Annotated in this window: 21 protein-coding genes; 8 read left to right on the top strand and 13 right to left on the bottom strand. The window is 72.0% G+C overall.

Going from position 1 to position 20,518, the window contains the following annotated elements:
* The first annotated feature begins 2 nt into the window (after positions 1-2).
* The 4 genes from AB0M99_RS05455 (at position 3) to AB0M99_RS05440 (ending at position 4,393) form a co-directional block, all read left to right on the top strand.
* The gene (locus AB0M99_RS05455; RefSeq protein WP_365917333.1) at positions 3-797 is read left to right on the top strand and encodes a thiazole synthase; all 795 of its coding nucleotides are present in this window, start codon (positions 3-5) and stop codon (positions 795-797) included.
* Between the two features lie 192 nt (positions 798-989).
* Positions 990-2,906, top strand: coding sequence for a Stk1 family PASTA domain-containing Ser/Thr kinase (pknB, locus tag AB0M99_RS05450; protein WP_365917332.1), 1,917 nt, complete (start codon positions 990-992; stop codon positions 2,904-2,906).
* A 9-nt stretch (positions 2,907-2,915) separates the two neighbouring features.
* On the top strand, positions 2,916-3,788 hold the full coding sequence (locus AB0M99_RS05445; RefSeq protein WP_365917331.1) for a deoxyribonuclease IV: 873 nt from the start codon (positions 2,916-2,918) through the stop codon (positions 3,786-3,788).
* 83 nt (positions 3,789-3,871) lie between these two features.
* Positions 3,872-4,393, top strand: a complete 522-nt coding sequence (locus tag AB0M99_RS05440; protein WP_365917330.1) for a DUF4396 domain-containing protein — start codon at positions 3,872-3,874, stop codon at positions 4,391-4,393.
* Between the two features lie 13 nt (positions 4,394-4,406).
* Here the strand turns inward: AB0M99_RS05440 and AB0M99_RS05435 are convergent, their stop codons facing one another.
* The gene (locus AB0M99_RS05435; protein ID WP_365917329.1) at positions 4,407-5,039 is read right to left on the bottom strand and encodes a sulfite oxidase-like oxidoreductase; all 633 of its coding nucleotides are present in this window, start codon (positions 5,037-5,039) and stop codon (positions 4,407-4,409) included.
* A gap of 173 nt (positions 5,040-5,212) precedes the next feature.
* Here AB0M99_RS05435 and bfr point away from each other — a divergent pair, with 173 nt between their 5' ends.
* Positions 5,213-5,689, top strand: coding sequence for a bacterioferritin (bfr, locus tag AB0M99_RS05430; protein ID WP_112446344.1), 477 nt, complete (start codon positions 5,213-5,215; stop codon positions 5,687-5,689).
* Between the two features lie 35 nt (positions 5,690-5,724).
* Here bfr and AB0M99_RS05425 read toward each other — a convergent pair whose 3' ends face one another.
* Positions 5,725-5,985 (bottom strand): (2Fe-2S)-binding protein, encoded by a 261-nt coding sequence (locus AB0M99_RS05425; RefSeq protein WP_365917328.1) that lies wholly within the window; start codon positions 5,983-5,985, stop codon positions 5,725-5,727.
* Positions 5,986-6,151: 166 nt separating this feature from the next.
* Positions 6,152-7,507 (bottom strand): class II 3-deoxy-7-phosphoheptulonate synthase, encoded by a 1,356-nt coding sequence (locus tag AB0M99_RS05420; protein ID WP_365917327.1) that lies wholly within the window; start codon positions 7,505-7,507, stop codon positions 6,152-6,154.
* Between the two features lie 336 nt (positions 7,508-7,843).
* Here AB0M99_RS05420 and AB0M99_RS05415 point away from each other — a divergent pair, with 336 nt between their 5' ends.
* Complete coding sequence (locus AB0M99_RS05415; RefSeq protein ID WP_365917326.1) at positions 7,844-9,724, top strand: anthranilate synthase family protein; 1,881 nt, start codon at positions 7,844-7,846, stop codon at positions 9,722-9,724.
* Between the two features lie 40 nt (positions 9,725-9,764).
* Here AB0M99_RS05415 and AB0M99_RS05410 read toward each other — a convergent pair whose 3' ends face one another.
* From AB0M99_RS05410 to AB0M99_RS05390, 5 genes are all read right to left on the bottom strand, one after another.
* Positions 9,765-10,763 (bottom strand): 2-hydroxyacid dehydrogenase, encoded by a 999-nt coding sequence (locus tag AB0M99_RS05410; RefSeq protein ID WP_365917325.1) that lies wholly within the window; start codon positions 10,761-10,763, stop codon positions 9,765-9,767.
* A gap of 71 nt (positions 10,764-10,834) precedes the next feature.
* Entirely contained in the window at positions 10,835-11,863 is a 1,029-nt protein-coding gene (locus AB0M99_RS05405; protein ID WP_365917392.1) for a 6-phosphofructokinase, read from the bottom strand.
* Between the two features lie 145 nt (positions 11,864-12,008).
* Positions 12,009-12,653 carry a response regulator transcription factor gene (locus tag AB0M99_RS05400; protein WP_365917391.1) on the bottom strand — a complete coding sequence of 215 codons (645 nt, stop codon included), beginning with the start codon at positions 12,651-12,653 and terminating at the stop codon, positions 12,009-12,011.
* A 50-nt stretch (positions 12,654-12,703) separates the two neighbouring features.
* Positions 12,704-13,912 carry a DUF5931 domain-containing protein gene (locus AB0M99_RS05395; RefSeq protein ID WP_365917324.1) on the bottom strand — a complete coding sequence of 403 codons (1,209 nt, stop codon included), beginning with the start codon at positions 13,910-13,912 and terminating at the stop codon, positions 12,704-12,706.
* Positions 13,913-13,952: 40 nt separating this feature from the next.
* Positions 13,953-14,717: a 1-acyl-sn-glycerol-3-phosphate acyltransferase gene (locus tag AB0M99_RS05390; protein ID WP_365917390.1), complete on the bottom strand. Its 765-nt coding sequence runs from the start codon at positions 14,715-14,717 to the stop codon at positions 13,953-13,955.
* Between the two features lie 166 nt (positions 14,718-14,883).
* Between AB0M99_RS05390 and AB0M99_RS05385 the strand changes: the two genes are divergently transcribed.
* Both AB0M99_RS05385 and AB0M99_RS05380 read left to right on the top strand, forming a co-directional pair.
* Positions 14,884-15,663 (top strand): alpha/beta fold hydrolase, encoded by a 780-nt coding sequence (locus AB0M99_RS05385; RefSeq protein ID WP_365917389.1) that lies wholly within the window; start codon positions 14,884-14,886, stop codon positions 15,661-15,663.
* The gene (locus AB0M99_RS05380) at positions 15,656-16,207 is read left to right on the top strand and encodes a hypothetical protein (protein ID WP_365917323.1); all 552 of its coding nucleotides are present in this window, start codon (positions 15,656-15,658) and stop codon (positions 16,205-16,207) included. Before AB0M99_RS05385 ends, AB0M99_RS05380 begins: the two co-directional genes overlap by 8 nt.
* Positions 16,208-16,309: 102 nt before the next feature.
* Here the strand turns inward: AB0M99_RS05380 and AB0M99_RS05375 are convergent, their stop codons facing one another.
* From AB0M99_RS05375 to AB0M99_RS05355, 5 genes are all read right to left on the bottom strand, one after another.
* Positions 16,310-17,053: an endonuclease/exonuclease/phosphatase family protein gene (locus tag AB0M99_RS05375; protein WP_365917322.1), complete on the bottom strand. Its 744-nt coding sequence runs from the start codon at positions 17,051-17,053 to the stop codon at positions 16,310-16,312.
* Between the two features lie 67 nt (positions 17,054-17,120).
* Positions 17,121-18,062 (bottom strand): ROK family glucokinase, encoded by a 942-nt coding sequence (locus tag AB0M99_RS05370; RefSeq protein WP_365917321.1) that lies wholly within the window; start codon positions 18,060-18,062, stop codon positions 17,121-17,123.
* Between the two features lie 61 nt (positions 18,063-18,123).
* Positions 18,124-18,579, bottom strand: coding sequence for a DUF5304 domain-containing protein (locus tag AB0M99_RS05365; RefSeq protein ID WP_365917320.1), 456 nt, complete (start codon positions 18,577-18,579; stop codon positions 18,124-18,126).
* 76 nt (positions 18,580-18,655) lie between these two features.
* Positions 18,656-19,921, bottom strand: coding sequence for an ArsA-related P-loop ATPase (locus AB0M99_RS05360; RefSeq protein ID WP_365917319.1), 1,266 nt, complete (start codon positions 19,919-19,921; stop codon positions 18,656-18,658).
* Positions 19,922-20,034: 113 nt separating this feature from the next.
* Positions 20,035-20,478, bottom strand: a complete 444-nt coding sequence (locus tag AB0M99_RS05355) for an SRPBCC family protein (protein WP_365917318.1) — start codon at positions 20,476-20,478, stop codon at positions 20,035-20,037.
* Positions 20,479-20,518 lie beyond the last annotated feature (40 nt).

Genomic DNA, 20,518 nt, shown 5'->3' with positions numbered 1-20,518 from the left:
GCATGAGCGACGACACCTTCCTGCTGGGCGGCCGCTCCTTCTCCTCCCGCCTGATCATGGGTACGGGCGGGGCCCCGAGCCTGGACGTCCTGGAACGGGCCCTGGTCGCCTCCGGCACCGAACTCACCACGGTGGCGATGCGCCGGCTGGATCCGACGGTCCAGGGCTCGGTCCTGTCCGTGCTCTCGAAGCTGGACATCGCGGTCCTGCCGAACACCGCGGGCTGCTTCACGGCGGGCGAGGCCGTGCTGACGGCGCGGCTGGCGCGGGAGGCCCTGGGTACGGACTGGGTCAAACTGGAGGTCGTCGCGGACGAGCGGACCCTCCTGCCGGACGGGGTCGAGCTGCTGGACGCGGCGGAGGTCCTGGTGGACGAGGGCTTCACGGTGCTGCCGTACACGAACGACGATCCGGTGCTGGCGCGGAAGCTGGAGGACGTGGGCTGCGCGGCGATCATGCCGCTGGGCTCTCCGATCGGGTCGGGGATGGGGATCCGCAATCCCCACAACTTCGAGCTGATCGTGGAGCGGGCCGGGGTCCCGGTGATCCTGGACGCGGGCGCCGGTACGGCCTCGGACGCCGCCCTGGCCATGGAGCTGGGGTGTGCGGGGGTCATGCTGGCCTCGGCCGTCACCCGGGCCCAGTCCCCCGCGCTGATGGCGGCGGCCATGCGGGACGCCGTCTCGGCGGGCCGGCTGGCCTTCCGCGCGGGCCGCATCCCCCAGCGCCGCTTCGCGGACCCCTCCTCCCCGACGGAGGGCCGCGCCGCCCTGGACCCGGAACGCCCGGCGTTCTGACCTCGCGGCGCCCCTGGCGGGGCGGGTGGTTCCAGCCCGTCCGGCGTTCGAGGTCCGGGCCCGGGCGGAGCCCCGCCCGGGGCCCCGCACCGGGCCTCGCGGGCGGCGCGTCGAGCCGGAGAAGTCACAGGTGCGCTGCAAGGGTGGACCACCCGGTCCGGGGGGACATGCCGCGCTCGTAGAATCGGCCGGGTGGATACGACCCTGGAAGACCCCCTCGTCGGGCGCGTGCTCGACGGCCGCTACCGCGTCGACGCCCGCATCGCGGCCGGCGGCATGGCCACGGTCTACCGGGCCGTCGACACCCGCCTCGACCGCGTCCTCGCGCTGAAGGTCATGCACCCGGCGCTCGCCGCCGACGCCGCCTTCGTCGACCGCTTCATCCGCGAGGCCAAGTCCGTCGCCCGCCTCGCCCACCCCAACGTGGTGGCCGTCTTCGACCAGGGCACCGACGGCCCGTACACGTACCTCGCCATGGAGTACGTCTCCGGCTGCACCCTGCGCGACGTGCTCCGCGAGCGCGGCGCCCTCCAGCCGCGGGCCGCCCTCGACATCCTCGAACCCGTCCTCGCCGCGCTCGGCGCCGCGCACCGGGCCGGGTTCGTGCACCGGGACATGAAGCCCGAGAACGTCCTGATCGGCGACGACGGCCGGGTCAAGGTCGCCGACTTCGGGCTGGTCCGGTCCGTCGACTCCGTCACCAACACCACCGGTTCCGTCCTCGGCACCGTCTCCTACCTCGCGCCCGAGCAGATCGAGAACGGCGTCACCGACACCCGCGTGGACGTCTACGCCTGCGGTGTCGTCCTGTACGAGATGCTCACCGGCGCCAAGCCGCACACCGGCGACTCCCCCGCCCAGGTGCTCTTCCAGCACCTCAACGAGGACGTCCCGCCCCCGTCGGCCGCCGTCCCCGGGCTGCCCGCCTGCCTCGACCAGCTCGCCCTGACCGCGACCGCCCGCAACCCCGAGCTGCGCCCCTACGACGCCGCCGCCCTCCTCGGCCTGGCCATCGAGGCCCGCGCGCAGCTCAGCGACGCCGAGCTGGACGCCGTACCGCCGCAGGCGACGGCCGAGGTGCGGACCGCCGCCGAGGACCGCACCAGCGTGATCCCGCGCCCGGTGGCGGACCGGCAGCAGTCCGTGAACCACACCTCCCGGCTGGCGGTGCCGCCGGTCCTGCCCCCCGCCCCGGCCCCGGCGCCGGGCAGGCGGCGCGGACCGCGCCGCGGCACGCTGCTGGTCATCGCGGGCGTCCTGCTGGCCCTGGGTCTCGGTACGGGCGTCTGGTACATCAGCGTCGGCCAGTTCACCCAGGTCCCCAACCTGCTGGGCAAGACCGAGGCGCAGGCCAAGGCCCAGCTGGCCGCCTCGGGCCTCGGCGTGAAGCGGGTCGACCGGAAGTTCAGCGACGCCTTCGACCGCGGGACGGTGATGAACACCGATCCCCCGGGCGGCAAGCGCATCCGCGGCAACGGGGCGGTGGTCCTGACCATCTCCCGCGGCCCCCAGGTCATCCCGGTGCCCGACCTCAAGGGCAAGCCGCTGGAGGCGGCCAAGGCCGAGCTGACGTCCGCCGGTCTGGCGCCCGGGATCGTCACGCAGGCCTTCAGCCAGGAGGTGGCCCAGGGCTCGGTGATCAGCTCCGACCCGGCGGGCGGCCAGAAGCGGGCCCCCGACACGGCGGTCGCGCTGGTGGTGAGCAAGGGCCGGCCGGTGCCGGTCCCGAACGTGTCCGGCAAGGGCGTGGACCAGGCCCGGGCGGCCCTGGAGAGCCTCGGGCTGAAGGTGGAGACGGCTCCCGACCAGGTCAACTCCCCCTCGCCGGCGGGCACGGTCGCGGGTCAGTCGGTCGGCGCCGGCACCCAGGCCGCCGCCGGTGACACGGTGACGCTCACCGTGTCCAAGGGCCCCCGCCAGCTGCCGGTGCCGGACGTGACCGGCCAGGACGTGGACACGGCCCGCAAGGCGCTGGAGGCGGCCGGCTTCAAGGTGAAGGTGGACCGGCCCTTCCTGTCCTTCAGCAACACCGTGGACTCCCAGTCGGTACCGGGCGGCCAGAACGCCCCCGAGGGCGGCACGATCACCATCAGGACCAAGGGGCTGTAAGCGCACGCCATGAGCAATTCAATGGGCCGCAATCCAGTGGGCGGGCACATCCCCGTCGCGGGCGGGCTCGCCTCGGTCGGGATGACGTACGCCCGCGAGATGGGCGCCGAGGCCGTCCAGGTCTTCGTCGCCAATCCGCGCGGCTGGGCCACCCCGGTCGGCAATCCCGCGCAGGACGAGCTCTTCCGCGAGCAGTGCGCGGCCGCTTCCGTACCGGCGTACGTGCACGCGCCGTACCTGATCAACTTCGGCTCGCACACCGAGGCCACGGTGGAGAAGTCGGTGGAGTCGTTGCGGCATTCGCTGCGCCGCGGCCGGGAGATCGGCGCGCTCGGGGTGGTCGTGCACACCGGCTCGGCGACCGGCGGTCGGCCGCGCGAGGCGGCGTACGCGCAGGTCAGGGAGCACATGCTGCCGCTGCTGGACGAGCTGACGCACGACGACGACCCGTTCCTGCTGCTGGAGTCCACGGCCGGGCAGGGTTCCTCGCTGTGTTCGCGGACCTGGGACTTCGGCCCGTACTTCGAGGCGCTCGACCACCATCCGAAGCTCGGGATCTGCCTGGACACCTGCCACATCTTCGCGGCGGGGCACGACCTGGCGGAGCCGGGCGGGGCGAAGCAGACGCTGGACCTGCTGGTGGAGACGGTGGGCGAGGGCCGGCTGAAGCTGGTGCACGCGAACGACTCCAAGGAGGGCGTGGGCGCCCACAAGGACCGGCACGCGAACATCGGCCAGGGCCACATCGGGCGGGACGCCTTCGCCGAGCTGTTCACGCATCCCGCGATGGAGGGCGTGCCGCTGATCATCGAGACGCCGGGCGGCAAGGAAGGACACGCGGCGGACATCGCCCTGCTGAAGGAGCTGCGCGAGCTCGGGTGACCCGTTGAGGAATACCCCAGGGGGGTATACGGTTCTGTCATATCGGCAGAGCCGCTGTACGCCATTCCCACCTGGGGGTCGTCATGGAGCACGAGCACACGCACGAGCACTCACACCAGCACGCACACCAGCACCAGCACGCACACGGGAACCACACGGGCGCCGGCAAGGTCAGCTGGGCCATGGCCGCACGGGCCACCCTCCACTGCCTCACGGGATGCGCCATCGGCGAGGTGCTCGGGATGGTCATCGGCACCGCACTGGGCTGGGGGAACCTGCCGACGATGGCCCTGGCGATCGTCCTGGCCTTCTTCTTCGGCTACGCGCTCACACTGCGCGGGATCCTGGCCGCCGGAGTGGACTTCCGTACGGCCGTCCGGGTGGCGCTCGCGGCGGACACCCTTTCGATCGCCGTCATGGAACTGGTCGACAACGGCGTGATCGCCACATGGCCGGGTGCGATGGACGCACACCTCTCGGAGCCGCTGTTCTGGACCGTGCTCGCCCTCTCGCTCGCCTTCGCGTTCGTCGTGACGACCCCGGTCAACAAGTGGATGATCGGCCGCGGCAAGGGCCACGCGGTCGTCCACCGGTACCACCACTGAACCCCGGGCGGGATCAGAGTTCGGGGCCGTCCCCCGGCTCCTCCTGGTACGAGTAGCGCTGCTCGCGCCAGGGGTCGCCGATGTTGTGGTAGCCCCGCTCCTCCCAGAAGCCCCGCCGGTCGGCGGTCATGTACTCGATGCCGCGCACCCACTTGGGGCCCTTCCAGGCGTACAGGTGCGGGACCACGAGCCGCAGCGGGAAACCGTGCTCGGCGGTGAGCAGTTCACCGCCCTGGTGGGTGGCGAACAGGGCCCGCTCGGAAGCGAAGTCGGCCAGTCGCATGTTGGAGCTGAAGCCGTACTCGGCCCACACCATCACGTGGGTGGCCTGCGGGGCCGGGGGTGCAAGTTCGAGGATCCGGCGGGTGAGCACACCGCCCCACTCGGCACCCGTCATGCTGAACTTCGTCACGCAGTGCAGGTCCGCCACGACCGAGTCGAACGGCAGGGCCGTGAACTCCTCGTGGTTCCAGCAGTGCTTCTCGCCGTCGGCCGTCGCGCCGAATACGCGGAACTCCCAGCGGTCCGGCTTGAACTTGGGCACGGGCCCGTAATGGGTGACCGGCCAGCCCCGCTGCAACCGCTGCCCGGGAGGGAGCTCCAGTTGCTCTGACCCCGGAGATTCCCGGCTTTCCGGCTGACCCATGACTCCATGGTGACAGACTTGCCGGGGTGGTCATGACCAGGTTCGGCCCGATTCGGGCAAGTCACGGCAACTCCCACTAAGGAGGCACTTACTGGACGGCCCCTTGCGGCGGTGCAAGGATGCGCGCACCTGCCCCGTCACATAGCTGACATTGCCTGGAAGGAGCCTCTGCAATGCAGGGCGACCCCGAGGTCCTTGAGTTTCTCAACGAGCAGCTGACCGGCGAGCTCACGGCCATCAACCAGTACTGGCTCCACTACCGGATCCAGGACAACAAGGGCTGGACCAAGCTCGCCAAGTACACGCGTGAAGAGTCCATCGATGAGATGAAGCACGCGGACAAGATCACCGAGCGCATCCTGATGCTCGACGGTCTGCCGAACTACCAGCGCCTCTTCCACGTGCGGGTCGGCCAGACCCTCACCGAGATGTTCCAGGCGGACCGGCAGGTCGAGGTCGAGGCCATCGACCGCCTCAAGCGCGGCATCGAGGTCATGCGCGGCAAGGGCGACGTCACCTCGGCGCGGCTGTTCGAGGAGATCCTGGAGGACGAGGAGCACCACATCGACTACCTCGACACCCAGCTGGAGCTCATCGAGAGCATCGGTGAGGCGCTCTACATCGCACAGCTGATCGAGCAGCCCAGCTAGACCGGCGCGGACCGCCGGGCCGGGCGACCGACGGGCTAGGCGGCCTCGACCAGAGCCGGCTCCGGCTCCGCGGTCAGGGGGTCGGCGGCGAGCACGGCCGCCGCATTGCCCTTCTCCAGCAGTTCCCGGCGCGGGCAGGCCCCGCGGCCGAGGAGGCCCTGGATGGTCCGCACGCAGGAGCCGCAGTCGGTTCCGGCCTTGGTGGCCGAGGCTATCTGGCGGGGGGTGCAGGCACCGGCGGCCGCGTGATCCTTGACCTGCTTGTCGGTGATCCCGAAGCAAGAGCAGACGTACACGCGGTTCACCTCCCTGAGCGGAATGGTCGAGCGAGCCATCCCCTATTCGGTGAGGCTTACCTAACCCTACCCAAACTTAGGGTTCCCTAAAAGACCCGGATACGGCACTGGGGCGCGGATCACATCGATCCGCGCCCCAGCGCCGTATGAACCTACTGACTGATCCCTACTGGTCGCGGTACATCTCCGCGACCAGGAACGCCAGGTCCAGGGACTGGCTGCGGTTGAGCCTCGGGTCGCAGGCCGTCTCGTAGCGCTGGTGCAGGTCGTCGACGAAGATCTCGTCGCCGCCGCCCACGCACTCGGTGACGTCGTCACCGGTGAGCTCGACGTGGATGCCGCCCGGGTGCGTGCCCAGGTCCTTGTGGACCTCGAAGAAGCCCTTGACCTCGTCGAGCACGTCGTCGAAACGGCGCGTCTTGTGGCCGGAGGCCGCCTCGAAGGTGTTGCCGTGCATCGGGTCGGTGACCCAGACGACGGTCGCGCCCGAAGCGGTGACCTTCTCGACGAGCTCGGGGAGCTTCTCGCGGACCTTGTCGGCACCCATGCGGACGACGAACGTCAGCCGGCCCGGCTCGCGCTCGGGGTCCAGGCGGTCGATGTACGTGAGCGCCTCGTCCACCGTGGTGGTGGGGCCGAGCTTGATGCCGATCGGGTTGGCGATCTGCGAGCAGAACTCGATGTGCGCGTGGTCCAGCTGGCGGGTGCGCTCACCGATCCAGACCATGTGGCCGGAGGTGTCGTACAGCTTGCCGGTACGCGAGTCCGTGCGGGTCAGCGCGCCCTCGTAGTCGAGCAGCAGCGCCTCGTGCGAGGCGTAGAACTCGACGGCCTTGAACTCGGCCGGGTCGGTGCCGCAGGCCTTCATGAAGTTCAGCGCGTTGTCGATCTCGCGGGCCAGCTGCTCGTAGCGCTGTCCGGAGGGGGACGACTTCACGAAGTCCTGGTTCCAGGCGTGCACCTGGCGCAGGTCGGCGTAACCACCGGTGGTGAAGGCGCGCACCAGGTTCAGCGTCGAGGCCGACGCGTGGTACATGCGCTTCAGCCGCTCGGGGTCCGGGATCCGGGCCTCTTCGGTGAAGGCGAAGCCGTTGACGGAGTCACCGCGGTAGGTCGGCAGGGTGACGCCGTCGCGGGTCTCGGTGTCCTTGGAGCGCGGCTTGGAGTACTGGCCGGCGATGCGGCCGACCTTGACGACGGGCACGGAGGCCGCGTACGTCAGGACGGCGCTCATCTGGAGCAGCGTCTTCAGCTTCGCGCGGATGTGCTCGGCGGACACGGCGTCGAAGGCCTCGGCACAGTCGCCGCCCTGCAGCAGGAACGCCTCGCCCTTGGCGACGGCTCCCAGGCGGGCGCGCAGCTGGTCGCACTCGCCTGCGAAGACGAGCGGCGGATACGACTCGAGGTCCGCGACGACAGCGCGCACAGCCTCGGCATCGGGGTACGAAGGCTGCTGCGCCGCGGGAAGGTCTCGCCAGGTCGCCTTGGCGGCGAGGGCTTGGGTCTCAGCGTTCACGGTCACCCCGTACACATTACGGCGTAACAGGGCCCCTCTGGCCAGCCGCCCACCAGGTGAGACGAAGATTCTCGAAGGTTCGGACCCCCCGGATGAACGGAATCCAAGGTTCAGGGGCCGGTATGGGTTCAGTACAGCGCGATGGGGCCGACTTGGACTAGGGTGCGGTGCATGTACTCGCAAGCGAACCAGAACTGGTGGTGGACCGCTCCCGGCGGCCCACCTCTCGCGCGTACACACTGACAGCGACGCGAAGGCCGCCCCGAGGGGCGGCCTTCGGCGTATCTGCGCCGAGTCACCGGGCCGTCCCTCCCACCTCCACCGGAAGGACGCCCCAGTCCCATGCGACCCAGCAAGCTCAGCCGCCTGCTCGACGACTCCTGCCCGCCGTTCGCCCTGCTGCGCCGGCGCACCCCGGGCCGGGACCACGACACCGTCGAGGTCCTGATCGGCCCGGTCCACGAGGCGGAGCGGCTCGCCGACCTCCCCGTCCGTGAGCTGCCCACCCTCGCCCTCGTCCCCTTCCGGCAGATCCGGGAGCGCGGGTTCGACGTACGCGACGACGGCACGCCGCTGAGCGTGCTGGCCGCCGAGGAGGCGTACGAGATCCCGCTCGCCGAGGCGCTCGCCGCGCTGCCCGCGCACGACGTACGGGTCGAGGGCGGCGGCTTCGACGTCCCCGACGAGGAGTACGCGGCCACCGTCGAGCGCGTCATCGAGGACGAGATCGGCCGCGGCGAGGGCGCGAACTTCGTCATCCGGCGCACCTACGAGGGCCGGATCGACGGCTTCGGGCGGGCCGACGCCCTCGCCCTGTTCCGGCGGCTGCTGGAGGGCGAGCGGGGCGCGTACTGGACGTACGTCGTCCACACCGGCGACCGCACGCTCGTCGGGGCCAGCCCCGAGGTGCACGTGCGGATGACCGGCGGAACCGTCGTGATGAACCCCATCAGCGGCACCTACCGCTATCCGGCCGGCGGTCCGACCGCCGAGTCGCTCCTCGCCTTCCTCGGCGACCGCAAGGAGACCGAGGAACTGTCGATGGTGGTCGACGAGGAACTGAAGATGATGTGCACGGTCGGCGACCGCGGCGGCGTCGTCGTCGGGCCGCGCCTGAAGGAGATGGCCCACCTCGCGCACACCGAGTACGAGCTGCGCGGCCGGACCTCGCTGGACGCGCGGGAGGTGCTGCGCGAGACGATGTTCGCCGCGACGGTGACCGGCTCCCCCGTGCAGAACGCCTGCCGGGTGATCGAGCGGTACGAGACCGGCGGCCGCGGCTACTACGCGGGCGCGCTGGCCCTGCTGGGGCTGGACTCCTCCGGCGGCCAGACGGTGGACTCCCCCATCCTGATCCGCACCGCGGACATCGCCGCCGACGGGACCCTGCGGGTGCCGGTCGGCGCGACGCTGGTGCGCCACTCCGACCCGGCGGGCGAGGTCGCGGAGACCCACGCCAAGGCGGCCGGGGTGCTCGCGGCGCTCGGGGTGCGGCCCGCGGCCCCCCGGCCGGCCTTCGGCGGGGCGCGGCTGGCCGACGACCCCCGGGTCCAGGCGGCCCTCGCGGCACGCCGGCAGGACCTGGCGCCGTTCTGGCTCCGGATGCAGGAACGGCCGGTGCCGGTGACGGGCCACGCGCTGGTGGTGGACGGCGAGGACACCTTCACGGCGATGCTGGGCCACGTGCTGCGGGTTGCCGGTTTGGACGTGACCGTACGCCGCTTCGACGACCCGGGGCTGCGGGCCGCCGCCCTGGCCTGGGACGGACCCGTAGTCCTGGGCCCCGGTCCGGGCAACCCGGCGGAGTCGGCGGACCCGAAGATGAGGCTGCTGCGCGGCCTGGCGGCGGAACTGCTGGCCTCGCACCGGGGCGGGATCCTGGGCGTCTGCCTCGGGCACGAGCTGCTGGCCGCGGAGCTGGGCCTGCCGCTGATCCGCAAGGCGGAGCCGGCCCAGGGCGCGCAGACCCGGATCGACCTGTTCGGGGCGCAGGAGGTCGTCGGGTTCTACAACACGTTCACGGCGCACTGCGACGACGCCAACGAGGCCCGGCTGGCACTGTCGGGGGTGGAGATCGCCCGCGACACCGCGACCGGCGAGGTCCACGCCCTGCGCTCCGCGTCGGGCTTCGCGGGGGTCCAGTTCCACCCGGAGTCGGTGCTCACCCTGCGGGGCGCGGAGCTGGTGCGCGACCTGCTGACGGGCGTCCGCACCCCGGCCTGACCGCTGTGCGGGAGGCGGGGCCCGGCCCCGCCTCCCCGCGTCAGGGGGCCGGCGGCACCAGGGTGTTCTCGGAGCGGCGGCCGGCCGTGTAGTCGGCCACGTTCCGCGCGGTGGTGTCGATGATCTGGCCCACCGCGTCGTGCGTGTAGTACGCCTGGTGCGAGGTGACCACCACGTTCGGGAAGGTGATCAGCCGGGCCAGGGTGTCGTCCTCCACCGCCTCCAGGGACTTGTCCAGGAAGAAGACCCCGGCCTCCGCCTCGTACACGTCCAGGCCGACGCCCGCGAAGCGGCCGGCGCGCAGTTCGTCCACCAGGGCGTCGGTGTCCACCAGTCCGCCCCGGCTGGAGTTCACCAGCAGGGCGTCGTCCTTCATCGTCTTCAGCGCCGCCGAGTCGATGATGTGGTGCGTCGACTCCAGCAGCGGCACGTGCAGGCTGATCAGGTCGGCCGACGCGAGCAGCTCGTCCTTGTCCACGTACTTCATGCCCAGTTCCACGCAGGCCGGGTTCTGCGCGACGTCCCAGCCCAGCAGGTTCATCCCGAAGCCGTGCGCGATCCGCGTGAACGCCTCGCCGATCTTGCCGGTGCCGATCACGCCCACGGTACGGCCGCGCATGTCCCGGCCCATGAGTCCGTTCAGCCGGAAGTCGAAGTCGCGCGTCCGGTTCGAGGCCCGGACGATCCGCCGGTTCACGGCCATGGCCAGGGTCCAGGCGAACTCGGCCACCGAGTACGGCGAGTAGTACGAGACCCGGCTGACCGTCATGCCCAGTTGCCGGGCCACGTCCAGGTCGATGTTGTTGAAGCCGGTGGACCGCTGGGCGATCATCCTCGTCCCGCCCGCCGCCAGGGTGCGCAGCACCCGGCCGTTCAGGTCGGCGTTCACGCTCGACGAGACGATCTCGTACCCGGCCGCGATGGGCGCGGTGTCCTCGCTCAGGAAGACGTCGAGACAGCGGACCTCGTGCTGCCCCGCGAAGGCGCGCTCCAGGAGCGGCTTCTCGTCGGCGGTGACACCGAATGCCAGGATCTCCACGCTTGCTCCCGTACCTCGGACCATGGGTCTTTTGTCACCTTACGACCCATGGTCCGCCCTCGCGCCCCGGCTCAGCCGAAGAAGACCCCGACCTCCTGGTAGAGCGCCGGATCCACCGTCTTCAGCTTCGCCGTCGCCTCCGCGATCGGCACCCGCACGATGTCCGTCCCCTTCAGCGCGACCATCATGCCGAAGTCGCCGTCGCGCACCGCGTCGATCGCGTGCAGCCCGAACCGGGTCGCCAGCCACCGGTCGAACGCGCTCGGCGTGCCGCCCCGCTGGACGTGCCCGAGCACCGTCGTACGGGCCTCCTTGCCGGTCCGCGCCTCGATCTCCTTGGCCAGCCACTCGCCCACGCCCGACAGCCGGACGTGCCCGAAGGAGTCCTTGGTGGCGTCCTTGAGGACCAGCTCCCCGTCCTTGGGCATCGCCCCCTCCGCGACGACCACGATCGGCGCGTAGCTCGCCTTGAACCGGGAGGTCACCCAGGCGCACACCTGGTCCATGTCGAAGCGCTGCTCGGGGATGAGGATGACGTTGGCGCCGCCCGCCAGCCCCGAGTGCAGGGCGATCCAGCCCGCGTGGCGGCCCATCACCTCGACGACCAGCACCCGCATGTGCGACTCGGCCGTGGTGTGCAGCCGGTCGATGGCCTCGGTCGCGATGCCGACGGCCGTGTCGAAGCCGAAGGTGTAGTCGGTGGCCGAGAGGTCGTTGTCGATCGTCTTGGGGACGCCGACGCACGGGATGCCGTACTCCCCGTACAGCTCGGCGGCCACGCCCAGGGTGTCCTCGCCGCCGATCGCGACGAGCGCGTCGACCTCGTACTTGGCGAGGTTCTCCTTGATCAGGCGCACCCCGTTCTCCTGCTTGAGCGGGTTGGTGCGCGAGGAGCCGAGGATGGTCCCGCCGCGGGGCAGGATCCCGCGTACGGTGGGGATGTCCAGGGGGACGGTGTCCCCCTCGACCGCACCGCGCCAGCCGTCCTTGAATCCGATGAACCCGTAGCCGTACTCCTGGACGCCCTTGCGGACCACGCCCCGGATCACCGCGTTGAGCCCGGGGCAGTCGCCGCCACCGGTCAGCACTCCGACCTTCATTGAATCTCCCTTCGCCATGACGGCCACGCTAGTGGTGACTCAGGTCACAGCAAGGGCGCCGGATGGGTCAATTCCGGTGGAATCACGGGGCGTTGCGTACGCCCGTTCACTCGTACGAGGACGTAAGTACGACGTACGACCGCGCCTACGCGTCGTCGAGGCCGCGCTCGATCGCGTACCGGACGAGCTCGACGCGGTTGTGCAGCTGGAGTTTGCCCAGGGTGTTCTGCACGTGGTTCTGCACCGTGCGGTGGGAGATGACCAGGCGTTCCGCGATCTGCTTGTACGAGAGGCCCTTGGCCACCAGTCGCAGCACCTCGGTCTCGCGGTCGGTCAGTTGCGGTGCCTTGGGGACGTCGGCGGCGGCCGGGAGCGGGTCGGTGGCCAGGCGGCGGTACTCGCCGAGGACGAGGCCGGCCAGGCCCGGGGTGAACACCGGGTCGCCGGCCGCCGTGCGGCGGACGGCGTCGATGAGCTCCTGGGCGCCCGCCGACTTCAGCAGGTAGCCGGTCGCGCCGGACTTCACCGCCTCCAGGACGTCGGCGTGCTCTCCGCTCGCGGACAGGACGAGCACCCGCAGGGCCGGGTTGGCGCCGACGAGCTCCTTGCAGACCTGGACCCCGGGCATGCCGGGCAGGTTGAGGTCGAGGACCAGCACGTGGGGGGCGGCCGCGCGGGCCCGGCGTACCGCTTCGGGGCCGTCGCCGGCGGTGGCCACCACGTCGTAGCCCGCGGCACCGAGGTCGCGGGCGACCGCGTCCCGCCACATGGGGTGGTCGTCGACGACCATCACCTTGATGTCGCCCGGCACGCTCGGGTGGCTCGGCTGGCTCGGCTCGTTCACTGGGTTCTCCCCCTCGGTACTTTCAGTTCCACTTCGGTGCCCTGCCCGGGGACGGACACCAGCTCGGCGCTGCCGCCGAGGTCCCGCAGCCGGCCGCGGATGGACAGGGCCACCCCCATGCGGCCCTCGCCCTCCGCCTGGTCGAGCCGGCCGGCCGGGATGCCCGGGCCGTCGTCCCGGACGGTCACGATCACCTCGTCGCCCCAGTCCTCGACCAGGATCCAGGCCCTGGCCCCCTCACCGGCGTGCTTGCGCACGTTGTCGAGGGCGGCTCCGACCGCCGCGGCCAGCTCCCGCGCGGCGGGAACCGGCAGCGGTACCGGGGTGCCCGGCTCGGCGAAACTCACCCGCGAGCCGGCGTGCGGGGCGAGGAGCGTGCGCAGATCCAGCTCGCCCTCGTCGGCCCCCGGCTCCTCCACCTCGTACGCGGCCACCAGCGCGCCCCGCGACTCGTCGCGGGAGATCCGGGAGGCGGGCAGCAGCCCGCTGGAGACCAGCGTGCGCAGCGCGACCTCCTGCTCCCCCGCCATCCGGCCGAGCTCGGCGGCCTCCCCGCCGAGGTCGGTGCCGCGCCGCTGGACCATGGCCAGGACCTGGAGGACCCCGTCGTGGATGTCGCGGGCCAGGCGCTCGCGCTCGCGGGTGGCGGCCTCGATCTCCAGGGCGCGGGCGAGGGTGGCCTCACTGGCCCGGGCGACCTCGACGACGTAGCCGATCGCGACGGAGGCGACCCAGACCAGCAGGACGTTGTGCAGGGTGTCCCGGGTGGGGGCGCCCCGCTGGACGATGTTGGCGGCGGCGACGAAGCTGGAGGCGAAACAGGCCCAGCGCCAGCCGCCCTTGATGGCGAAGGCGAGGACGGAGCCGGCGGTCCAGATGGTGGGCAGGGTCGGGCCGCCGGCGACGATCCGCTCGTGGGCGTCCGCGAGCGGGGTGAGCAGGATCCCCACGCAGGCGACGGTGAGGTCGGCGCAGAGGAAGCGCTTGGTGCAGCTGGCGGCGTTCGCCACCTTGGGGAGGGTGACCAGGGTCCAGACGGCGAGGAGGGCGAGGTAGCCGATCGCTATCCAGGGCCGGTCGAACTCCTTGTACGCGGAGGCGAAGAGCAGTACCGCGTAGACCATGGTGAGCAACCGGTAGGCGGTCAGCGCCCGCCAGAGCGGCTGCTCGACCGACATGCGTACGACGCGCTCGCGTTTGGCCATCTCCCCCACCCACACTTCGCGGGCGGTACCGCCCGTACTGCTACTCCGCGCTCTTGTCGGCCGCGTTCTTGTCGGCCTCGGCGCTCTTGTCCGCGGCTGCCTTCTCGGCGGCCCTCTCGTTCTTGGCGGCCTTCTCGGCGTCGGCCATCTGGCGCTTGGCCGCCGTCGCGTAGATGTCCACGTACTCCTGGCCCGACAGCTTCATGATCTCGTACATGACCTCGTCGGTCACCGAGCGGAGGATGAAGCGGTCGCCGTCCATGCCGTGGTAGCGGCTGAAGTCCAGCGGCTTGCCGATCCGGATGCCCGGGCGCATCAGCTTGGGGACCACCTTGCCGGGCGGCTGGATCTTCTCCGTGTCGATCATCGCCACGGGGATCACGGGTGCGCCGGTGGCCAGGGCCACTCGGGCCAGACCGCCGGGCTTGCCGCGGTAGAGGCGGCCGTCGGGTGAACGCGTGCCCTCGGGGTAAATACCGAACAGCTCCCCGCGTTCGATGACCTCGATGCCGCTCTTGATCGCGGCCTCGCCGGCCCCGCGCGCACCGGAGCGGTCCACCGGGAGCTGGCCGACGCCCTTGAAGAAGGCGGCCGTCAGCCTGCCCTTGACACCCGGGGAGGTGAAGTACTCCGCCTTCGCGATGAAGGTGACCTTCCGGTCCAGCACGGCCGGGAGGAAGAAGGAGTCGGAGAAGGACAGGTGGTTGCTCGCGAGGATCGCCGGCCCCTCCGCGGGAATGTTCTCGAGGCCCTCCACCCACGGCCTGAAGGCGAGCTTCAGGGAACCGCCGATGGAGAACTTCATTGCGCCGTAGATCAACTCGAAAGCCTTCCTGTGTCTGTCGAACAGACCTTATCCCCTGGCTCCGCCCGGAGCGGCCCGACGACCCTGGTCGGTGCCATCCCGGTCGCGTACGGTGAAGTCACACAGAGCAACGCACCCGCCAACCCTCATGACCAAGGAGATCCTGGTGCCCGTCCTCCCTGGAGCCGAGCCGTTCCGCCACGAGGGCGGAGAGGTCGGCGTCCTCCTCTGCCACGGCTTCACCGGTTCCCCGCAGTCCCTGCGTCCCTGGGCCGAGTATCTCGCCGGGCAGGGGCTGACGGTGTCCCTCCCCCTGCTGCCCGGACACGGGACGCGCTGGCAGGACATGCAGCTCACGGGCTGGCAGGACTGGTACGCCGAGGTGGACCGCGCGCTGCGGGAGCTGCTGGAGCGATGCGAGCAGGTGTTCGTCTTCGGGCTGTCGATGGGCGGCGCGCTCACGCTGCGGCTGGCGGCCAAGCACGGGGACGCGATCAGCGGGATCGTGCTGGTCAACCCGGCCAACAAGGTGCACGACCCGCTGGCCGTCACCCTTCCCGTCACCAAGCACCTCATCCGCTCCACGCCGGGCATCGCCAGCGACATCGCGAAGCCGGGCTCCGAGGAGGTCGGCTACGACCGCGTCCCGACCCGCGCCGCGCACTCGCTGCGCAAGTTCCTGCAGCTGGTGGACGCCGAACTGCCGCAGGTCACGCAGCCGGTGCTGCTGCTGCACAGCCCGCAGGACCACGTCGTGCCGCCGGCCGACTCGGCGCGGATCCTGGCGCGGGTCTCGTCGACGGACGTCACCGAGACCCTGCTGGAACAGAGCTACCACGTCGCGACGTTGGACCATGACGCGGAGCGGATCTTCGCGGACAGCTATGCGTTCGTCGGCCGACTGGCGGAGAGCGTGGGCAGGGAGGGGGCGGAGGCGGGTGGCTGAGCACGAGGAGCAGTCCGGCGGTGTTCCGCCGCTGGACGAGGAAGCGGCGTGGGCGGCGATCGTCGCCGGGTACGGGCAGGAGCCGCCGGACCCGCCGGGGTCGCGGCCGTTCAAGCCGATCGAGAACCTGCTGCTCCCGGAGGAGGACGTGAAGCCGGAGCCGCAAGAGCCGCCGGCGGCGGCCGCGCCGCTGGGCAGCTCGGTGGTGTTCGCCCCGGGCGTCGGGGTGGGCGGCCCCCGCGACCACTCGCTGGCGGAGCCCGAGGACGGGGACCTGACGGAGGCCGACCGGGCGGAGGAGGGCCACTTCGTCCCGCCGGAGCCGGAGCTGCCGCCGGCGGACACGACGTCGAAGTTCGCGTGGCTGGCGGTGGTGGGCGGGCCGGTGCTGCTGCTCCTGGCCGTCGTCCTCCAGTGGGAGATGACCTGGTGGCTGACGACCCTGGGCATCGGGGGCTTCCTGGGCGGGTTCGCGACGCTGGTGGCCCGTATGTCGCAGGGCGACGACGATGACGACGACCCGGGCCGCGGCGCCGTGGTCTGACCTTCCGCGCGCCCCCCGCACCGCTTCGCGGGCTTCGGGCCGCTGCGCCGGACTCCGGCGGGCGCGGGGCGGGGGCGCGGGGTCCGGGGCGGAGCCCCAGGGCTACGGGGCCCGCAGGTGCAGGGAGGCCAGGACCGGGAGGTGGTCCGTAGCCGCGGGGAAGTCGGCGGGGGTCACGCCAGGCAGCCCCGCAGGGACCCCGCAGGCCAGGACCTTCGCGTTCCTCGTGGCGAACACGGCGTCGATCCGGCGGTCCGGGGCCCGTGAAGGGAAGGTCGGGCCCCCTCCCCACGGGGCGACGGCGTGGCAGTCCTGGAGGGCGCCGGCGAGCCGGGTGAACGAGGGGCCGGCCGGGCCCTCATTGATGTCGCCGGCCGCGATCCCGTACGGCGCATCCATCGCCGCGAGGCGCTCCAGCAGGAGGTCCGCCTGGGCCCGCCGCTCCGTGGGGTCGAGCGACAGGTGGGCGCTGACGACCCCGACCCGCGCCTGCCCGAAGCGGACGACTGCGGTGGCGAAGCCCCGCCGGTGGCGGCCGGGCGTCAGCGGGAGCAGCACGTCCTCGGTGCGTTCCACGAAGGCCCGTAGCGAGCACAGCAGCAGCGGCCCGGCGGCGGTGGCGCCGCCCGACAGCACGACCAGCTCGGACTTCGCGGCCAGCCTCGCCGCGTGCTTGCGCCACCGGAAGAACCGCGGCGCCTCCTGTACGAACACCAGGTCGGGCGCGCAGGCCCGGATCACCCGGGCCAGCGCCTCCTCGTCGTCGCGCAGCGAGCGGATGTTGTAGCTGAGCACCCGGATCACGGCGGAACCATCTGCGGCAGTGTGGGAGTTCGGCAAATCCATACGGGCAACATAGCCAGACTGCCCGCCGCTCCCCAGGGGGCGCGGCGGGCAGTTCGAGTCGTACGGGTCAGCCCTGGCGGGCCAGGTCCGCGGCGCCGACGAGGCCCGCCTTGCCGCCGAGCTGCGCGGCGAGCACCTGGGCGTGCGGCCGCCACTGGCCGCCGATCAGCCAGCGCCGGAACGACTTGCGGATCGGGTCGAGGACGAGCTCGCCCTCGTCGGAGACCCCGCCGCCGACGATGAACGCCGACGGGTCGAAGAGGGAGGCCAGGTCCGCGAGACCCGCGCCGGCCCAGCGGGCCAGTTCGCGGAAGGAGTCCACCGCGACGGCGTCGCCCTGCCGCGCGGCCTCGCTGATGTGCTTGCCCTCGATGCCCTCGGGCGTGCCGTCGCCCAGCGCGAGGAGGATCTGCGCCCGCTCCGGGGTGGCGTTCGCGCGCTGCTTCGCGTACCGGACGAGCGCGCGCCCGGAGGCGTACTGCTCCCAGCAGCCCTGGCTGCCGCACCCGCAGAGCAGGCCGTCCGGGACGACCCGGATGTGGCCGAACTCGGCGGCGACGCCGAAGCGTCCGCGCCGCAGCTTGTTGCCGATGATGATGCCGCCGCCCAGGCCGGTGCCGAGGGTGATGCAGATGACGTCCTCGTGGCCCTGGCCGGCGCCGAAGCGGTACTCGCCCCAGGCCGCGCAGTTCGCGTCGTTCTCGACGACGACCGGCAGGCCGATGCGCTGCTCGACCTTGTCCTTCAGCGGCTCGTGGCGCCAGTTGATGTTCGGCGCGAAGAGCACGGTCGCGCGCTTGTCGTCCACGTATCCGGCGGCGCCGATGCCGACGGCGTCGATGGTGTGGTTGCTGCTGACTTCGGAGACGGCGGCGCAGATCGCGTCCGTCACTCCGTCCGCGGTCGGCGGGGTGGGCACCTTGTACGTCTCAAGGATCGTGCCCTCTTCGTCGACCACGCCGGCCGCGATCTTCGTGCCGCCGATGTCGACGCCGATGGTGAGTCCCATTAGTCCCTCGGTTTCCGGTCAAACCCCGCCGTCGCCAACGGTACCCGAGTGAACAAGAGGATCAGTCGAGATCGATCCGCTCGGTGGGACCGCCGTCACCCTCGTCACGGGGGTCGTCGCGGGGGTCCTTCTCCCGGCCGGCGGCCGGCTCGTCGCGGGTCCAGCGGCGCTCGTGGCCCTCGACCGCCGAGCGGTAGGCGGCGAGCAGCTCGGATCCGGCCGCGGCGAGGTGGTCGAAGACCTCGGGGTTGCGCTCGATGACGGGTTTGGCCGCGTTCTTCGCCTGGTCGACGATCTGGCGCACGGCGCCCTGGGCCGCGACGCCGAGCAGCGGGTTGTTGAGGGCCGAGACCTTGTCGGCGACTGCTCCGAAGAGCTTGAACAGCTCCTCGGCGGCGGTCCCCGTGGCCCCGGCGCCCTGGTCCGCCCGGCGCCGCTCCTTCTCCGCGGCCAGGTCCTCGGCGCAGGCCTTGGCCCAGGCGTCGTCGTCGGTGGGGCGGTCGGTGGCCTCGCTCATGGCGGACTCTCCTGCGGCGGCTGCTGGGCGGGCGGTACGGGCTACCTCCGACGTTACCCGAATGGGGGTACGGCGTTCAGCGCGCGCGGGGCCACAGATCCGGGTCCGGGGTGAAGCGGATGCGGAGCTCGTCGTCCGCCAGGGCCGCGCCGGAGACCGTGCAGCGGCGCAGCGCCCCGGGCAGCGAAACGATCCTTCGGTACGGGCCCACCGTGAGCAGCAGCTCATCGCCGCGGCGGACCAGGTCGAGGTCGCGCTTCTCGGCCCGGGGCAGCGGAACCGCCCAGACGAGTACCCCGTCATCGGCGAGCCGGTCCTCGACGGGCCAGGCGGGCCGGGGCCCGTCGGCGGCGCCGGTCTCCCCGGTCTCCCCGGTCTCCCCGGTCTCCCCGGTCTCCCCGGTCTCCCCGGCGGAGCCGGCCGGCTCCAGCGACCCGGCCAGCTCCGCCAGGTCGGCGGGGCCGCGCGGGTCCCGTCCCAGGTGGGCGAGTTCCCGCAGGGGCACGTCGGGGCCCCACTGGTCGGCGAATGCGCGCTGCTGGGCGGCGAGGGAGGCGAGCCACGGATCGGCGGAGTCCTTCGGCACCAGCCGGTTGACGACGAGGTCGCCGATCCGGACCTGGTGCAGGGCGAGCCCGAGCGCTCCGGTGCGCAGGGCGGCGCGGGCGGCCGGACCCGGCTCGGCGACGAGCCGGACACGGGTGGTGGCGGCCTCCACGACGGCCTGGACGGCGGCCAGCTCCTCGTCCCAGCGCGCGGCGGCCTCGTACAGCCACTGCGCGGGCATCGGCACCCCGGCCAGCTGTGCGAGTACGGGGCGCAGGGCGCGGGCCGCCTGCCGTTCCCGGGGCAGCAGCCGGGCCAGGTAGCGGCGCAGCTGTGCGGGGAGGGCGAGGGTGGCCACGGCCTCGTGCAGCGGGGGCATGTCCACGACGACCAGGTCGAAGGCGGGCAGGGCGGCGGCCCGCCGCAGGGCGCGCAGCAGCGCGAACTGTTCGGCGCCGGGCAGCTCGGTGAGCTCTTCGGCGCCGAGCGGGCGGGCCCCGACCATGCCGAGGAGGGCGGAGCCGCGCTCCTGGAGGGCGACGAGCTCCTGGCGGAACTCCTCGCCGGAGTCGATGCGGCCGGCCCACAGGTTCGGCGCGACCGGTGCGGCGCGGAGTCCCGGCGCGAGCTCGGCGGGCTCCCCGGCCGGCGCGCCGACCAGGGCGGCCATCGGGTCGCCGGGGTCCCCGGAGAGCACCAGCACCCGCTGTCCGCCGCGGGCCGCGGCGAGGGCCGTGGCGGCGGCGACGGTCGTCCGCCCCGCCCCTCCGGGGCCGGTGATCAGCAGCATGCTCATGGTGCGGGTGCTCCGGGGTCGTGGTTTCGCTGCGCGGCACTGCGGGGGCTCCGCCCCCGTACCCCCGCGCCTCGAACGCCGGCGGGGCTGGAACCGGGGTCCCCCGCAGGAGGTCAGGCTCCGGACTCGACGCGCTTCTTCAGGCCGGCCAGGGCGCGGTCGATGATGACCTTCTCCGCCTTGCGCTTGATCATGCCCAGCATCGGGATCTTGACGTCCACGGTCAGCTGGTAGGTGACCTCGGTACGCTTGCCGCCGTCCAGCGGGGCCAGCAGGTACGAGCCGTCGAGCTGGCGGAGCATCTGGGACTTGTCCAGGGTCCAGCTGACCTCGTCCGCACCCTTCCAGGTGTAGCTGAGGGTGTGGTCGTCCTTGATCGCTCCGGCGTCGAGCAGCAGCCGTACCTTCTCGGCCCGGCCCTCGGCGTCGGCGGCCAGCACCTCGGCCTCCTTCACCTCGCCGGTCCACTCGGGGTAGCGGGCGAAGTCGGCGATCACGGCCATCACGTCGGCCGGCGCAGCCTCGATCGTGATGCTTGAGCTGGTGTGTTCCGCCATCGCGGTCGCTCCTCCGGGGAGTGTTCGAGGAAGTGTGCGG

This window comes from Streptomyces sp. NPDC051183 (genome assembly GCF_040682455.1).
Lineage (GTDB): Bacteria > Actinomycetota > Actinomycetes > Streptomycetales > Streptomycetaceae > Streptomyces.
This window is presented reverse-complemented; position numbering and strand designations above follow the sequence as displayed.